14 protein-coding genes and 2 tRNA genes are annotated in these 15598 nt (G+C 44.8%); 3 read left to right on the top strand and 13 right to left on the bottom strand.

Annotation, left to right across the window (positions count from 1 at the left end):
- Positions 1–76 precede the first annotated feature (76 nt).
- From deoD to ABR397_RS04920, 11 genes are all read right to left on the bottom strand, one after another.
- Complete coding sequence (deoD, locus tag ABR397_RS04870) at positions 77–793, bottom strand: purine-nucleoside phosphorylase (RefSeq protein WP_350304714.1); 717 nt, start codon at positions 791–793, stop codon at positions 77–79.
- 75 nt (positions 794–868) lie between these two features.
- Entirely contained in the window at positions 869–2092 is a 1224-nt protein-coding gene (gene deoB / locus ABR397_RS04875) for a phosphopentomutase (RefSeq protein ID WP_350304715.1), read from the bottom strand.
- A 70-nt stretch (positions 2093–2162) separates the two neighbouring features.
- The gene (gene deoA / locus ABR397_RS04880) at positions 2163–3485 is read right to left on the bottom strand and encodes a thymidine phosphorylase (protein WP_350304716.1); all 1323 of its coding nucleotides are present in this window, start codon (positions 3483–3485) and stop codon (positions 2163–2165) included.
- Between the two features lie 73 nt (positions 3486–3558).
- Complete coding sequence (gene deoC, locus ABR397_RS04885; protein ID WP_350304717.1) at positions 3559–4338, bottom strand: deoxyribose-phosphate aldolase; 780 nt, start codon at positions 4336–4338, stop codon at positions 3559–3561.
- 494 nt (positions 4339–4832) lie between these two features.
- Positions 4833–6098 carry a NupC/NupG family nucleoside CNT transporter gene (locus tag ABR397_RS04890; RefSeq protein WP_350304747.1) on the bottom strand — a complete coding sequence of 422 codons (1266 nt, stop codon included), beginning with the start codon at positions 6096–6098 and terminating at the stop codon, positions 4833–4835.
- A gap of 301 nt (positions 6099–6399) precedes the next feature.
- The gene (locus ABR397_RS04895) at positions 6400–7173 is read right to left on the bottom strand and encodes a TatD family hydrolase (protein WP_350304718.1); all 774 of its coding nucleotides are present in this window, start codon (positions 7171–7173) and stop codon (positions 6400–6402) included.
- Between the two features lie 4 nt (positions 7174–7177).
- A complete protein-coding gene (locus tag ABR397_RS04900; RefSeq protein ID WP_350304719.1) occupies positions 7178–8242 on the bottom strand; it encodes a patatin-like phospholipase family protein in 1065 nt (354 codons plus the stop codon).
- A 181-nt stretch (positions 8243–8423) separates the two neighbouring features.
- A complete protein-coding gene (locus ABR397_RS04905) occupies positions 8424–8801 on the bottom strand; it encodes a BON domain-containing protein (protein ID WP_350304720.1) in 378 nt (125 codons plus the stop codon).
- Positions 8802–9083: 282 nt separating this feature from the next.
- A complete protein-coding gene (gene prfC / locus ABR397_RS04910; RefSeq protein ID WP_350304721.1) occupies positions 9084–10673 on the bottom strand; it encodes a peptide chain release factor 3 in 1590 nt (529 codons plus the stop codon).
- 156 nt (positions 10674–10829) lie between these two features.
- Positions 10830–11276, bottom strand: a complete 447-nt coding sequence (rimI, locus tag ABR397_RS04915) for a ribosomal protein S18-alanine N-acetyltransferase (protein WP_350304722.1) — start codon at positions 11274–11276, stop codon at positions 10830–10832.
- Positions 11245–11658: a DNA polymerase III subunit psi gene (locus tag ABR397_RS04920; protein ID WP_350304723.1), complete on the bottom strand. Its 414-nt coding sequence runs from the start codon at positions 11656–11658 to the stop codon at positions 11245–11247. The genes rimI and ABR397_RS04920 overlap by 32 nt, the downstream gene beginning before the upstream one ends.
- A gap of 136 nt (positions 11659–11794) precedes the next feature.
- Here ABR397_RS04920 and rsmC point away from each other — a divergent pair, with 136 nt between their 5' ends.
- From rsmC to ABR397_RS04935, 3 genes are all read left to right on the top strand, one after another.
- A complete protein-coding gene (rsmC, locus tag ABR397_RS04925; protein WP_350304724.1) occupies positions 11795–12811 on the top strand; it encodes a 16S rRNA (guanine(1207)-N(2))-methyltransferase RsmC in 1017 nt (338 codons plus the stop codon).
- 172 nt (positions 12812–12983) lie between these two features.
- Positions 12984–13070: transfer RNA gene (locus ABR397_RS04930), tRNA-Leu, on the top strand.
- Positions 13071–13118: 48 nt separating this feature from the next.
- Positions 13119–13205: transfer RNA gene (locus ABR397_RS04935), tRNA-Leu, on the top strand.
- 57 nt (positions 13206–13262) lie between these two features.
- Here ABR397_RS04935 and ABR397_RS04940 read toward each other — a convergent pair.
- Both ABR397_RS04940 and phoA read right to left on the bottom strand, forming a co-directional pair.
- Positions 13263–13529, bottom strand: a complete 267-nt coding sequence (locus ABR397_RS04940) for a DUF1435 family protein (protein ID WP_350304725.1) — start codon at positions 13527–13529, stop codon at positions 13263–13265.
- Between the two features lie 582 nt (positions 13530–14111).
- Entirely contained in the window at positions 14112–15554 is a 1443-nt protein-coding gene (phoA, locus tag ABR397_RS04945) for an alkaline phosphatase (RefSeq protein WP_350304726.1), read from the bottom strand.
- Positions 15555–15598: the final 44 nt, after the last annotated feature.

Below are 15598 nucleotides of genomic sequence, written 5' to 3' on the forward strand. Positions count from 1 at the left end.
GCCAGTCAATCGCTGAATTGACTGGCATTAGCTGAAAACCGTTCTTTATTATGCAACTGAAAATAAAGAACAGGAGTTATTTATCACCTAACAGCACAGACTCCAGCGCGATTTCAATCATTTCATTGAACGTCGTCTGACGTTCTTCTGCAATAACGTGTTCACCGGTACGAATATGATCAGAAACGGTACAGATAGTCAGTGCTTTTGCGCCATATTCAGCAGCAACACTGTAGATACCCGCCGCTTCCATTTCTACACCCAAAATACCGTACTTTTCCATTACATCGTACATTTGTGGATCAGGTGTATAGAACAACTCAATGGAGAAGACGTTGCCTACATGCGCTTTAATGTTTTTTGCTTTAGCAGCATCAACCGCATTACGGACCAGATCGAAATCAGCAATTGCGGCAAAATCATGATCTTTAAAACGTATACGGTTAACTTTGGAGTCAGTACATGCACCCATGCCAATAACCACATCACGCAATTTAATGTCGTGACGTACTGAACCGCAGGAACCCACACGGATAAGGACTTTAACGCCAAAATCGGCGATCAGCTCTTTCGCATAGATAGAGCAGGATGGAATACCCATACCATGTCCCATCACGGAAATCGGACGGCCTTTATAAGTCCCGGTGAAACCCAACATGCCGCGAACATTATTTACCTGCCGAACATTTTCCAGAAAAGTTTCAGCAATGTATTTTGCACGTAATGGATCGCCAGGCATCAGAACAACATCTGCAAAATCGCCCATCTCGGCATTAATATGGGGAGTGGCCATAATTAAATTCCTTGTTTCTTATTTACTGGTTATTTTGGTGGTATTTGGCTGCCCGCAAGCAGCCAGTAATCGGGATTAGAGCATGGGTTTGCCGTATTCCATTGGCGACAGTTCAAAATATTTAGCCACTGTCTGTCCAATATCAGCAAAAGTTTCACGGTGACCCAGTGAGCCGGGTTTCACCTTTGGCCCATAAATCAGAACCGGAATGTGCTCACGAGTATGGTCAGTACCAGGCCATGTTGGATCACAACCGTGGTCTGCGGTCAGGATCAGGATGTCATCCTCTTTCACCCGTTTCAGCATTTCAGGCAAACGGCGGTCAAACAACTCCAATGCAGCGGCATAACCCGGAACGTCACGGCGATGTCCGTAAGCAGAGTCGAAATCGACAAAGTTAGTGAAGACGATGGTGTTGTCACCCGCTTTTTCCATCTCAACCAGAGTTGCGTCAAACAGTGCGTCAATACCGGTCGCTTTCACTTTTTGCGTGATACCGACGTTTGCGTAAATATCCGCGATCTTGCCGATAGAAACGACTTCGCCATTTTTCTCATCAACCAATTTTTTCAGTATAGTTGGAGCTGGTGGCTCTACAGCCAGATCATGGCGATTACCAGTACGCTCGAAATGACCTGCTTTCTCACCAACAAATGGGCGGGCAATAACGCGACCGATATTATAATCACCGTCAGTCAGCTCTTCACGGGCGATTTCACACAGTTGGTACAGACGATCCAAACCGAAAGTCTCTTCGTGGCAAGCAATCTGGAATACCGAGTCAGCAGAAGTATAGAAAATCGGTTTGCCGGTTTCCATATGCTCTTCACCCAGTTTATCCAGAATAACTGTACCGGAAGAGTGGCAGTTACCCAGATAACCCGGCAGGTTTGCGCGCGCTATCAGTTTATCTAACAATTCCTGTGGGAAGCTGTTTTCTTCATCTTTGAAGTAACCCCAGTCAAACAGAACCGGTACGCCGGCAATTTCCCAGTGACCTGACGGTGTGTCTTTACCGGAAGAGAGTTCGCTGGCATAAGCGTAGGCGCCGATGATGTCTGCGTCTTTGTCCAGACCAGCAGGGAAAGTTCCACAAGACTCCTCCGCCGCTTTACCCAAACCTAAACGGCTTAAGTTCGGCAAGTTCAGAGGCCCTTTACGGCCAACATCAGCATCACCACGGGCACAGACTTCTGCAATGTGTCCCAAGGTGTTAGATCCTTTATCACCAAATTTTTCGGCATCTTCACTGGCGCCAATGCCAAAAGAATCCAATACCATGATGAATGTACGTTTCATAATTTTCTCCTGCGTCAAGTCACGCTAACAATGCGGAAATGCCACCGTTATTTAATAATAAGTATGGTTATTACTCGCTGATTTGGCGATAAACCATTGGTGTGGCTGGTTTGGCTTCCGCGCCCAGAACGATAGCTTTGCGTACTGCCTCCGCCGCTTCCTGCCATTCGTTTTCATTGTTGGCATGAATAATAGCTAAAGGGGTATCTGCATTCACTTCTGAACCCAGAGCAACGATATTACTCAGCCCTACACTGTAATCTATAAGATCTGCCGCCTTACGGCGCCCGCCGCCAAGGGAAACCACAGACATGCCCAAAGCGCGGGTATCCATGTCTGTGATAAATCCATGCCGTCCAGCCAATACAGGTTGGCTGAAAACAGCGGTTGGCAAATAACGGTCATAACGCTCAACGAAATCAACCGGGCCTTTTTGTGCAGCAACCATGCGACCAAAGATTTCTGCTGCTTTACCGTTATTTAATACAGACTGGAGTTTATTGCGGGCGTCTTCACGGTCTGTTGCCAAATTACCGGATACCAACATTTCAACACACAGCGCCATTGTAACTTCGAGTAAACGTGGATTGCGATATTCACCCGTCAGAAAGCGAACGGCTTCACGAACTTCAAGTGCGTTACCCGCACTGGACGCTAGAACCTGATTCATATCCGTCAACAGCGCGGTCGTTTTACAACCCGCGCCGTTAGCTACGCTAACAATAGATTCCGCCAGTTGTTCCGATTCTTTATACGTCGGCATAAACGCACCAGAACCAACTTTGACATCCATCACCAATGCATCCAAACCTTCAGCCAGTTTTTTGCCGAGAATAGACGCGGTGATCAAAGGGATAGAATCCACCGTCGCGGTAATATCCCGAGTTGCATAGAAGCGTTTGTCTGCCGGCGCCAACGAATTGGTCTGGCCGATAATCGCTACGCCAACGTCCTGAATAATGTTACGGAAGCGGCTGTCATCAGGAAAAATATCAAACCCTGGGATCGCTTCCAGTTTGTCCAGCGTACCACCGGTATGACCCAAACCACGGCCGGAGATCATCGGAACATAACCACCACAAGCCGCCACCATTGGACCAAGCATCAGGGATGTGACATCACCGACACCGCCAGTTGAATGTTTATCCACAATCGGGCCATTCAGATTCAGGCTTTGCCAGTTCAACACCGTACCGGAATCACGCATAGCCAGAGTCAGGGCCACCCGCTCTCCCATTATCATATCGTGGAAGTAGATAGCCATCGCCAGCGCAGCAATCTGACCTTCAGAAACGGTATTGTCACGCACACCATTGATGAAGAAGCGGATCTCTTCTTCACTCAGTGGATGCCCATCACGCTTTTTACGGATAATTTCCTGTGCCAGAAACAAAGCATTCTCCTCATCTTGATTCAAATCGGGAAAGGTTCAGCCATTACGCACCAACGGGTACGGTGTATGATTATCAGTAATTGCTGCTTTGTTTTTGCCCCTGATGACCCAAAGTGTTCAGCAAACTTCCCAACAAGCTGGAAGCACCAAAACGGAAATGACGGCCATCAGCCCATTTATCACCCATAATGCGATCAGCCAATGCCAGATATTGTGCTGCTTCTTCTGCGGTACGCACACCACCCGCCGGTTTGAAGCCAACGGTTTTACCTACCCCCATCTCATGAATAACCTTAATCATGATTTCCGCACTTGCCAGTGTGGCGTTAACCGGTACTTTGCCGGTGGAGGTTTTGATAAAATCGGCGCCTGCTTTAATTGAAATTTCAGCCGCCTTACGGATCAGAGAGACTTCTTTCAGTTCACCTGTTTCGATAATGACTTTTAGCAAAACACCCGCTTCCACGCAGGCTTCTTTACAGGCTTTAACTAGATCAAAACCAATTTGTTCATTACCGGCCATCAATGCGCGGTATGGGAAAACCACGTCAACATCATCAGCACCATAAGCAATCGCGGCACGGGTTTCAGCTACAGCGATCTCAATATCGTCATTACCGTGTGGGAAGTTTGTCACTGTTGCAATACGGATTTCAGGGGTACCCTGTTCACGCAACACTTTACGCGCCAGAGGAATAAAACGCGGGTAGATACAGATAGCCGCCGTGTTACCCGCCGGGCTTTTCGCCTGATGACACAATGCCGTCACTTTTTCATCTGTATCATCATCATTAAGTGTCGTTAAATCCATCAAACTCAGCGCACGCTGCGCTGCTGCGGTTAAATCGGTCATAAAACTCTCCAACGTTATTATTGCGGCCGGCTTTACGCCAGAACCACACATTTTTTTAAACGATTATTTGTTGGCGAGCGGACTTGGTTCCTTGAAGATGTAACCGTGGGATGCCCACCGCGACAGTTGAACTCCTTTTCACCGCACTATGCTCTTTTCAGCTTATGGTCCTTAATACGAGCCTCGCCTGTATCCATAAAATATTGGCATAATATTATTTGAACATTTAAACGTTCAAAAAATCGTGCCAAACATCACATTAATACAATGTAGTTTGCAAGATAACAATTTTATATGTGATGTAAATCACATTAAGTGTGCGCACTATCCGGTTTATCCGCCAATCACACCTTCCTGTCATCAAATAGTACACGATAAAAAATATAACGCATTGCCAAACAAAGGGGTATGGCAGGTACTGTTTTTCATCATGGGTTAATTGGAAGGAAAATGGATTGCAGGCGGGGTTATCCCACCTGCATATTGCAACAAAGTTACAGTGCTAGGAAGAAACCGGCAATGGTTGCACTCATCAGGTTGGATAATGTACCTGCTATTACTGCTTTCATCCCCAGGCGAGCGACGTCTCCACGACGACTCGGCGCCATACCGCCCAAACCACCCAGCAGGATAGCGACAGAAGAAAGGTTAGCAAAACCACACAGTGCAAAGGAGATGATGGCTTTGGTATGACCTGACAGAACCTGTAAACCCGCAGCCGCAACCACATCATCCGATTGCAAATATGGGCCGAAGTTCATAAAGGCGACGAATTCGTTCACAACCAGTTTTTGGCCGATAAAGGAACCAGCAACTGTTGCTTCATGCCATGGAACGCCAATCAGGTAAGCAATAGGCGCACAAATCCAGCCCAGCACCAATTCAAGAGAAAGTTGTGGGTAATGAAACCAGCCACCGATACCACCAAGAATACCGTTTACTAACGCAATCAGGGCAACAAACGCCAGTAACATTGCACCGACGTTCAGTGCTAATTGCATACCGGAAGCGGCACCAGAAGCAGCGGCATCGATAATGTTAGCAGGACGTTCCGATTCAGCGACCAGTGACATCGCATCAACAGTGTCTTGCGACTTTTCAGTTTCAGGCACCATCAGTTTAGCGAATAACAGACCGCCTGGAGCCGCCATAAAGGAAGCCGCAATCAGATATTCCAACGGTACGCCCATTGATGCATAACCGGCCAGTACAGAACCTGCGACAGATGCCAGGCCGCCACACATAACCGCAAACAGTTCAGACTGGGTCATAGTGGCGATATAAGGGCGAACAACCAATGGCGCCTCAGTTTGACCTACGAAAATATTTGCTGTTGCTGACAAAGATTCGGTACGTGAAGTGCCGAGAACTTTTTGCAGGCCGCCACCCAATACTTTGATAACAAGCTGCATAACACCGATGTAGTACAAAACAGCAATCAGTGAAGAGAAGAAAACGATAATCGGCAGTACACGCAAGGCGAAAACAAAACCACCACCACCAAACAGTTCAAACATTCTGGGGGAAACTAATCCACCAAAAATAAAATCCATTCCTTTCTGACCATACTGGATAACACTGGAAACTCCCTCAGACATACCCATTAATATTATCTTGCCTGCGGGAATATAAAGTACAAAAGCGCCGATAGCGACCTGAATCAAAAAAGCACCAAGGACGGTACGAAGTTTAATAGCGCGATAGTTACTGGAAAAAAGTACTGCGATCAAGATCAGCACTACCATCCCGACCAGGCTCATAAAGAGTTGCATTGGAAGAATCCCTGTTCACTTAATAATAAATTAAATATGTCAGTAAGAATGTCAATGTTCACTGACACTGTTTCGGCGCTGATTATACTCAGTCATCGGAATGAACAAGCTATCTACATCACAAATACCCACTGAAAAAAGCAATGCAAAAACGATAAATGTGATGTAAATCACACAAAATTGCAGAAATAATCTGCAATAAGATAATCTAACCATCGGGATGGAAAAATAATGAACAATTAAGAGATGATTATCAGGTAAGCGCAGTTAAAGTTTTATGATATACCACTTAACTATTCAACCCAAATAACTCAACACCGTTACTATAAAGTTGGGCGGCGATTGCGTCAGGAGATTCACGGCGAAGCTCACATAATGAAGCAAAAATCCGGGCAATTCTTTCTGGTCGGTTAGGTTCTCCCTGAAACCCGAAAAGCGGCATATCCGGTGCGTCTGTTTCCAGCACAAGAGAAGTTAAAGGAAGTTCAGCAACTGCGCGTCTGGTTTTTTGCGCTCTTTCATAAGTAATGGTTCCCCCTACCCCGATGTAGTATCCCAAACGGATAAAAACCTCTGCCTGAGATAAACTACCGGCGAATCCATGTACTACGCCGGTACGGGGAAGGTCGATTCTTCTCAGGATCGCGGCCAGTTGATCATGGCTTTTTCTGGAATGAAGTATGACAGGCAATTCACACTGTTTTGCCAGCCGCAATTGAGCGCACAGCAATTCTTTCTGTTTTTCAAATTGAGGTTCAGCCATATAGAGATCGAGGCCAATCTCTCCGACAGCCACCCGCTTTTTATTTTTCTGTTTCAGTAATCGCGTCAGATCGGCAAGATGCGATTCCTGATGTTCATTAATATAAAGAGGATGCAAGCCCAACGCCGCATAAATCTCCGGATAAGCGCGAGCCAGTTCAGATACCCGTTGCAGATTTTTCCCACTCACTGCGGGAACAATAATTTTATCCACACCATTCTGTGCCGCCCGTTGCAGGCTCTGCCGTTCGTCATCATGAAACGGGGGAAAATCAAAATGGCAGTGGGTATCAATGAACATAAAACTACCCATTATTCATCTGTTCTGGCGATTCCGCCAATGCAGTTGGTGATTTAACCAAAATGCTATTTTCTCCACTCTGGCGCAAGACATGACGGCTCAAACGATAATTTTTACGCTCCGCCATACCAAACTTATCACCAACAAATGCATGACCAACCGTCGCCAGGAAATAACGACCGCAACGACGCCCAAGATGATAATCCTTATTCAGCGCCGGCAAACGACTGCCTAATGCACTGGCAGTTAATGGCGCAGGCGGATAGATTTCAAAGATCTGCACATCATCAGGTGGATTCTCAATAAATTTCTGTGTGCGGTAATAGCTTCTCGCATGTTGCTGTAACATCCGTACCATCTTTTGCAGGCTGCTATCCCCTAGCCAGCGTTCCATCCGTTTCATCCAATCAGGCGTGTAATAGAGCTGCGAAGGAACAGTGCGGATCACGACTATTGTATCAGCACCACGGCGATACGCCTCTTCCACTGGAATGGCGTCACTGATACCACCATCATAATAAACGACATCATCAATCGTCACACCATTGCGATAAAGCCCAGGAATAGCACTTGACGCCTTAATCACTTCCAGCCAATTCTTCCCATCAGGATGAAAATAGGTTGGTTCAAAATTATCTGCACGACACGCGCACATATAAAATTCACATCCGGCGTCAAACTTGCGTAAAGCGGCGGGGATATCCAAGGGAAGTTCCTGAGAAACGGTCTTTAAAAACCAATCTAAATCAACTAAATGACCACCACGAACAAAACGTAGAGGGTTAAAGAAATCAGGTCTGGTCGTATAACGGCTGATAGCCCGCCGGGCATATCCACGCTGCCCACAAATATAGGCTGAAAGGTTCTGTGCACCCGCCGAAGTACCAAGCAATAGATCAAACGGGTTAAATTCAACACGCATAAATTCATCCAGCACACCAGCAGTAAAAATGCCGCGCTGCCCTCCCCCCTCACAAACAAGTGCAACCTTTCCAGATTTAATATGCGATTTATATTTATGGGATAATGGATCAATATTTCCCAAAGTTATCGGTATACGTTTCCCCACGCAGTCCCCCAAGAAAATAAATGACGGATAGAGAGCATAACTTGGGAAGTTATTATCCGTCATTATATTATGGTGCTACGTAGTCAATATTTTGATAAAAACCCCTGGTGAGGGCGCATATCCGATTAGTACAAAACAAAATTATTTGAATGGAAAACAACCACCAAATTAGAAAAACATATTATTTTTTTATGGTCAGACCGTTTTGAATAGATTTGACCCCTTTCACTTTAGAGATAACATCCAGCACTTTTCTGGATTGCTGCTCGCTTTTCACAAAACCAGAAATATAAACAACTCCTTTTTCTGTTTTTACCGCGATGCCGGTGCTGTTGATACCTTTTTCCGCCAACAACTCACTTTTAATCTTCGCTGTGATAGCACTATCATCCATGTAACCATCGACGCTTTTCATGGAGTCATCGATTTTCTGACCAGCACTGTCGAGTGCTTGCGTCGCTTTATTTTTAAAAGACTCTTCCGCCAGCACACTACTGCTGACCAAGGCTGTACCCAAAACAACAGCCATCAATGTGTGAGTCAATTTAACATTCTTCATCTTATACCTTCCTTTTGTCGGTTAGATTTCTGAATCTATAAAGCCATCTAAACAGAATCACAATCCGCATTAGAATTAAAAATAGGTTATTACCTCCAAGAGCTAAGTTAAATTGGAAAATAAAAACATCAATACAGCGAAAGACCAAGAAATAATAACAGGAAAATTAAGCAAAGAGCTATAAAATAAGACGAATCTTACCGACTAAAATTATAAATTATTCTTGTGTTACATATATTTTTGTAAAGAAAAAGGCTAACCCATTGTTAGCCTTATAAAATATTAATGCTCCCGAGTCTTGCGGAAATTGACGTCAGGATAACGTTCACTGGTCAGATTCAGGTTAACCATAGTGGGTGCAATATAAGTCAGATTATTACCCCCATCGAGCGCCAAGTTTTGTTCATTCTTACGCTTAAACTCTTCCAGTTTTTTCGCGTCATGGCATTCAACCCAACGAGCCGTTGAAACGTTTACCGGTTCATATAAGGCTTCAACGTTGTATTCACTTTTCAAACGGGCAACAACCACATCAAACTGTAGAATACCTACTGCTCCCACAATCAAATCGTTATTTGTCAGTGGACGGAATACCTGTACCGCACCTTCCTCAGAGAGTTGAACCAACCCTTTCAGCAGCTGTTTCTGTTTCAGAGGATCGCGCAGGCGGATACGCCGGAATAATTCCGGAGCAAAGTTAGGAATACCGGTAAATTTCAGATCTTCCCCTTGAGTAAAGGTATCACCAATCTGGATTGTGCCGTGGTTATGCAGACCGATAATATCTCCCGGGTAGGCATGATCCACATGAGAGCGATCACCTGCCATAAATGTCAGCGCATCAGAAATCACCACATCTTTCTTCGTTCTTACCTGACGCAGCTTCATGCCTTTTTCATATTTACCTGACACCACACGCATGAAAGCCACGCGGTCACGGTGTTTAGGATCCATATTGGCCTGGATCTTAAAGATAAATCCGGTGAATTTATCTTCCTGAGCGGAGACTTCGCGCGCATCAGTCTGACGAGGCATCGGCGCGGGCGCCCATTTAACCAAACCATCCAGCATATGGTTAACACCGAAGTTACCCAACGCGGTACCGAAAAATACCGGCGTCAGTTCACCTTGCAAAAATGCCTGATGATCAAATTCATGGGAAGCCCCCTGAACCAGTTCCAGCTCCTGACGCAATTGTTTAGCCAGATCTTCACCAATCGCCGCATCCAGTTCAGGATTATTCAGCCCCTTGATAGCGCGAACTTCCTGAATAGTATGACCCTTTCCGGTCTGATACAGATAAGTTTCATCAAGATAGAGGTGATAAACCCCTTTGAAATATTTACCACAGCCAATCGGCCAGGTGATTGGGGAACAAGCGATATTCAACTCATTTTCTACTTCATCCATCAGTTCCATTGGATCACGGATATCGCGATCAAGCTTGTTCATGAACGTCAGAATTGGAGTATCGCGCAGGCGGGTTACTTCCATCAGTTTACGTGTACGATCTTCAACCCCTTTAGCGGCATCAATGACCATCAAACAACAGTCAACAGCCGTCAATGTACGGTAAGTATCTTCGGAGAAGTCTTCATGTCCCGGCGTATCAAGCAGGTTAACCAGACAATCGCTGTAAGGAAACTGCATCACAGACGTGGTAATGGAGATACCGCGTTGCTTTTCCATTTCCATCCAGTCGGATTTGGCGTGCTGATTTGAACCACGGCCTTTTACCGTACCGGCTTTCTGAATCGCCTGTCCGAACAACAACACTTTTTCAGTAATAGTTGTTTTCCCTGCGTCAGGGTGAGAAATGATCGCAAAAGTTCGCCGTTTAGCGACTTCCTGCTGAAAAGGGGAATTTGTCATCAATAACAATCTTCTGCTTTGTAAACGGGCTTGTACTTAACATTAGACGCTTCCCCGCAAGGAAAACAGCTGCCAAACCCGTGGGTGAATGAAAAATTGGCGCTCATTTTCGCTGAAATTGGTGCTATAAACAATCAATCAATTTTATCGCACTTATTAAGCAAACAACGGCAACGCCATGATGATGGCATCTTCTTTACCTGTCGCAGCAGGATAGTAATTCTTACGGACAGTAACTTGATTAAATCCTGACTGTTCATACAACCTAATAGCAGAGCAATTCGATTGCCTGACTTCAAGCCATAAAGTATTAATCCCCTGCCCAGGCAAAATTGCTATTAAATACGCTAATAACGCTTTACCGTAGCCTTGACCTTGATAATCGGGATGAATCGCAATATTAAACAGGGTTGCTTCATCTAATATCAATTGGGTTACAGCAAAACCAATAAGCTGTTCATTAATCACTATTTTATAATTCAGATACCGCTCGCCCTGATTACTGAAAAATGTTTTTTCACTCCACGGAAACGCATGACTGGCTTTTTCAACCAGAAAAGCGGATGGGAGATCAGCGGGAGTTAATAGAGAAATGTTGTTCATGTTGCGAAATCTGCCGCCAAAGGGAACGTTTTGCCTTCCCGTCACAATATAAATCATTTAATGCAGGGCTTCTCAAAGAAATTCCCTGCCATGATAGTGTAATATCCACCCCCAGCAGCCAACATGGACACTTAACCTGTTCCGGTAACATCGCAATATTATCTGATGTAATGCAGTAAACAGAGGATTTATCCAGCCCCATAGCTGTGAAAATATCTATTAATAATGAATTAGTTAAATCAATTTGGTCATTAGTAATAATCAGCAGACGGGTGGTATCGGGTAAGTGGACTGCTAACTCACCTTGCAAAACCGCCGGGTTACGCAAGCTCCATTGGGTAATCCCCAATTGAGCTAATAACCTGTCGCGCCGGGTTACCATATTTATTCACCTGCTGTAAAAAATAATCAGTAACATGTTATCAGAGGCCACTATCTGCGCCAATATTGGGCTTTAGATTTACCCATCCCTGATACTTGGCACAGAACATAAAGAACATTAAAGGAGCTATAGACAAATGTCTGCGTTAACCCCTGCCAGTGAAGTTATTTTACGTCACCGTGAGCAATTTGGCTCTCATCACCTGCTTTTTGCCGGTGATATCCAGGACGCACTGGCAACCCAAATTGATGTTGCAAGTATGCGAGTACATACTAACCAGTATCATCACTGGCAATCACTGATCCGTACTCTGGGCGATAATGCCTTGTTCAGTCTGGTAGCAGAAAAGGGATTTACCCAGAGTTGCGACACCCTAATCTACTATTGGCCCAAAAGTAAGCAGGAAGCTCGCTTTCAGTTACGCAGCCTATTTTCTGTTCTGCCAAAAGGTATTGATATTTTCGTTGTCGGCGAAAACCGTAGTGGAGTACGCAGTGTAGACAAACTGATGGAAGGTATGGCCACTTTCCGGAAAATCGACAGTGCCCGCCGTTGTAGCCTGTTTTATGGACAGTTGGAACACGAAGTTCTGTTTGATAAGGAAAACTGGTGGAACAGTTATCAGGTGGAAAACGTGACTGTGAATACTTTACCGGGGGTATTCAGCCAGGATGAACTGGATGTTGGTAGCCGTTTACTCCTCTCCACGTTTGACAAGCCTCTCTCTGGCAACTTACTGGATGTCGCATGTGGCGCTGGTGTTCTGGCCGCCGTATTGGGTAAGAAAAACCCTGAGTTAGCGCTTACTCTCAGTGATGTCAATGCAGCGGCTATTGCGTCCAGTAAAGCGACGTTAAAAGCCAATAAACTGGAAGGTCATGTTGTTGTCAGTAACGTTTATTCCAACATTGAAGATAAATTCAACTGGATTATCTCTAATCCCCCCTTCCATGATGGACTAAAAACCAATTTACAAGCAGCGGATGACCTGATCCGCCAAGCGCCTAACTACCTTAAACCCGGAGGCAAACTGCGGATTGTCGCCAACGCTTTCCTGCCTTATCCCGATTTACTGGATAAAACGTTTGGCAATCATGAAGTCATTGCTCAGACGGGTAAATTTAAAGTTTATCAAGCAACGAAAAGATTCTGATTTATTCAGTCTGTCCCTGGCCCACGGACAGACTGTATTAACAAAATCGTAAAGAATGATGATTTTTACGTCAATCATCCAACGCTGTAATAAATAATGATTGACGTGGGCTGCAAAACCTCTAGAATTCGCCCCCATGCTATCAAGCGACTAGCTGATAGTGTCTGAATTTGCGAGGGTGGCGGAATTGGTAGACGCGCTAGCTTCAGGTGTTAGTGTCCTTTCGGACGTGGGGGTTCAAGTCCCCCCCTTCGCACCAAATCAGACAACCGCTGATTACATTCGGCAACAAGAAATAACAGTACCTGCGAGGGTGGCGGAATTGGTAGACGCGCTAGCTTCAGGTGTTAGTGTCCTTACGGACGTGAGGGTTCAAGTCCCTCCTTTCGCACCAATCTGTTCATTTTCCGTAGCAACCTTCCTTCGCCCCCATTTTTTCTTCAACAAAACATCAAAAACAGCCAAACCGGTGCGCTCCAGCTAATAAGACACACAGCACAGCAAACCCCGATGGTATTAACAGAAAATGGCGTGACTTCTGGTTCAGCAGCATAAATAAAGTCAATAGCATCGCGATGACAATCCCAATTTTAAGCTGCTCAACCCCAGGATTGACGATGACGAATAGCATTCCGGCCAGACTGGATAAACCTATTCCCCACAAACTGGTGATACCCTGCCAGAAAAGCGATCTTTCTCTATCTTTAACCCTGATCATAACTTGCACCAATCTAAATGATAATGATTACCAATATCATATATGAAAAAGTGTGAAGTACAAGCTAGTTGCAATCAATAGGTAGTATTCGTCATTCCAGAATTTAGCGTGGTGGACTCAAACCCATTAGCTTAGTGAGGTAATTTCATTTCTCATTCCCCAGAATAACCCTTTAATTAACTAACATGTAACCTATAGTTAATTTCCCTACTTATTGTATTGCTCCGAAAATCAATTAAATATTATTTTAATCGAGGTTATATATCTTATTTTAATTTATCTATTGCAATATTATCCATATACGGCGGATTCGACTAATAAGTGCAATTTTTCATAATCGGCGCCATTCCCCTGATTCATCTTAATATTGTGAACCTTACATTTGATGGATCCGGTTTGCAGCATATACAGGCGAATGTCTGACATTAATGATGTTAACCTTTTTATCGGATTTATAAGGTATTTGGGGTTATGAGACTGGTACACAGGTCTACCCGCTAATCAGAAAATCTGACTAACGGGTAGGATTTAAAAAAAACCTTATTCTCAACTTTTACCACTCAATACATCATCTAGCAAAAATTACTTCAACTCCATCGCATCACGTATGGTGAAATGCAAGTCTGTCTGGTCAGTCAAACCAACAATGTTGGCGGCCTGAGGACCATAAGCGGCAACCCTAAGTTGAGTACCCGTATGTTCCTGATCTTTACCCTCAGAGTTACCGTAGCTAACCGCCATTATTGAACCATCTTTGGTAATTAATGCCTGAGTTAGTCCCGGAGATTTCACATCAGCTTCTATAATTTGGCTAGAGTGGGCATGATCGGCTGTAACAATAACCAATGTATCACCATGTTCACGGGCATATTTCAAACCAACTTGAACCGCTTGATCCAATACGACTGTTTCACCAATCTGTCCACAAGGATTAGCTTTGTGATCCTGTTTATCGATAGAAGCGCTCTCTACTTGCAGGAAGAAACCATTCTCATTTTCTTGCAATAGATCGATGGCTTTCTCTGTCATCTGTGCCAACGTTGGCGCATCAGGATTCCGTTTGGCGTTAACTTTACAGCTCACCGGCGGGTTATCAATATTACCGTGATAAACCGCTTTAGGCCCTTCCCAGGCAATATCCATATTTTTTTCATGGAACAGACCCAACAGCGGTTTTTTCTGGTTTGCTGCCGCAATTGAATTCAGAGAGTTAACATCTCTTACCAACTGATAACCTTGTTCCCGTGCCTGCTCTTCCAAAGTTTTACCCTTTCCAGCGCCGGCAACCGATTTCTGGGTGAAAATTCTGGCGCCTCCTCCCAATGTTAGATCTGCACGGGCCACCAATAGTTGCTCGGTGATGGAACCGCGTCCACCATTTTCCAGTGCATTAGTCGGGCATTTTTCAGTTGTCTCTTTTGGGCCATAACACTGACGACTGGTCACATGGGCATAAAGTGCCGCCGGTGTTGCATCCTGAATTGCCGCCGTTGTTACATTACCTGTCGCTTTGCCATTCATTTTTGCCAACTCAAGCAAGGTTTGATGATCTTTACCAAATACATCAACACCCAGCGCGCCATTATAGGTTTTTGTACCGGAAGCCCAAGCTGTGGCAGAAGCGGCTGAATCAGTCACATAATTGGGTTTCTGGGTCTTTTTATCAAGAGAATAGTGAGTATATTGACCGGTGAATGGTAAAGCATCAATCCCTTTGAAGAATCCACCGGCGCCTTCTGCATAGTTACGGGCGATAGTAATTTCAGAATCTCCCATACCATCACCAATAAACAAAATAACATTCTTGGCTTTATTGTTATTAATTGCCGCTTTTAATGCCTCAATTTGATTGTGACCCATACGGCGAGCACCACCAAATTCCGTAATATTACCTTTTACCGCCCGGCCTTCCGCCATAATTTGATTAGCCCCCTGCTCACCCGCTGCCAATACAGGCAAACTGGCACTTGAAATTAAGGCCGATATCATCACTGCAACCAAACTTTTCGTATATTTTTGAGACATAGGATTTCCTTGAGAAAATCAATTAAAGTAAAAATCATCATCAG

This window comes from Photorhabdus viridis, from assembly GCF_040256935.1.
Lineage (GTDB): Bacteria > Pseudomonadota > Gammaproteobacteria > Enterobacterales > Enterobacteriaceae > Photorhabdus > Photorhabdus viridis.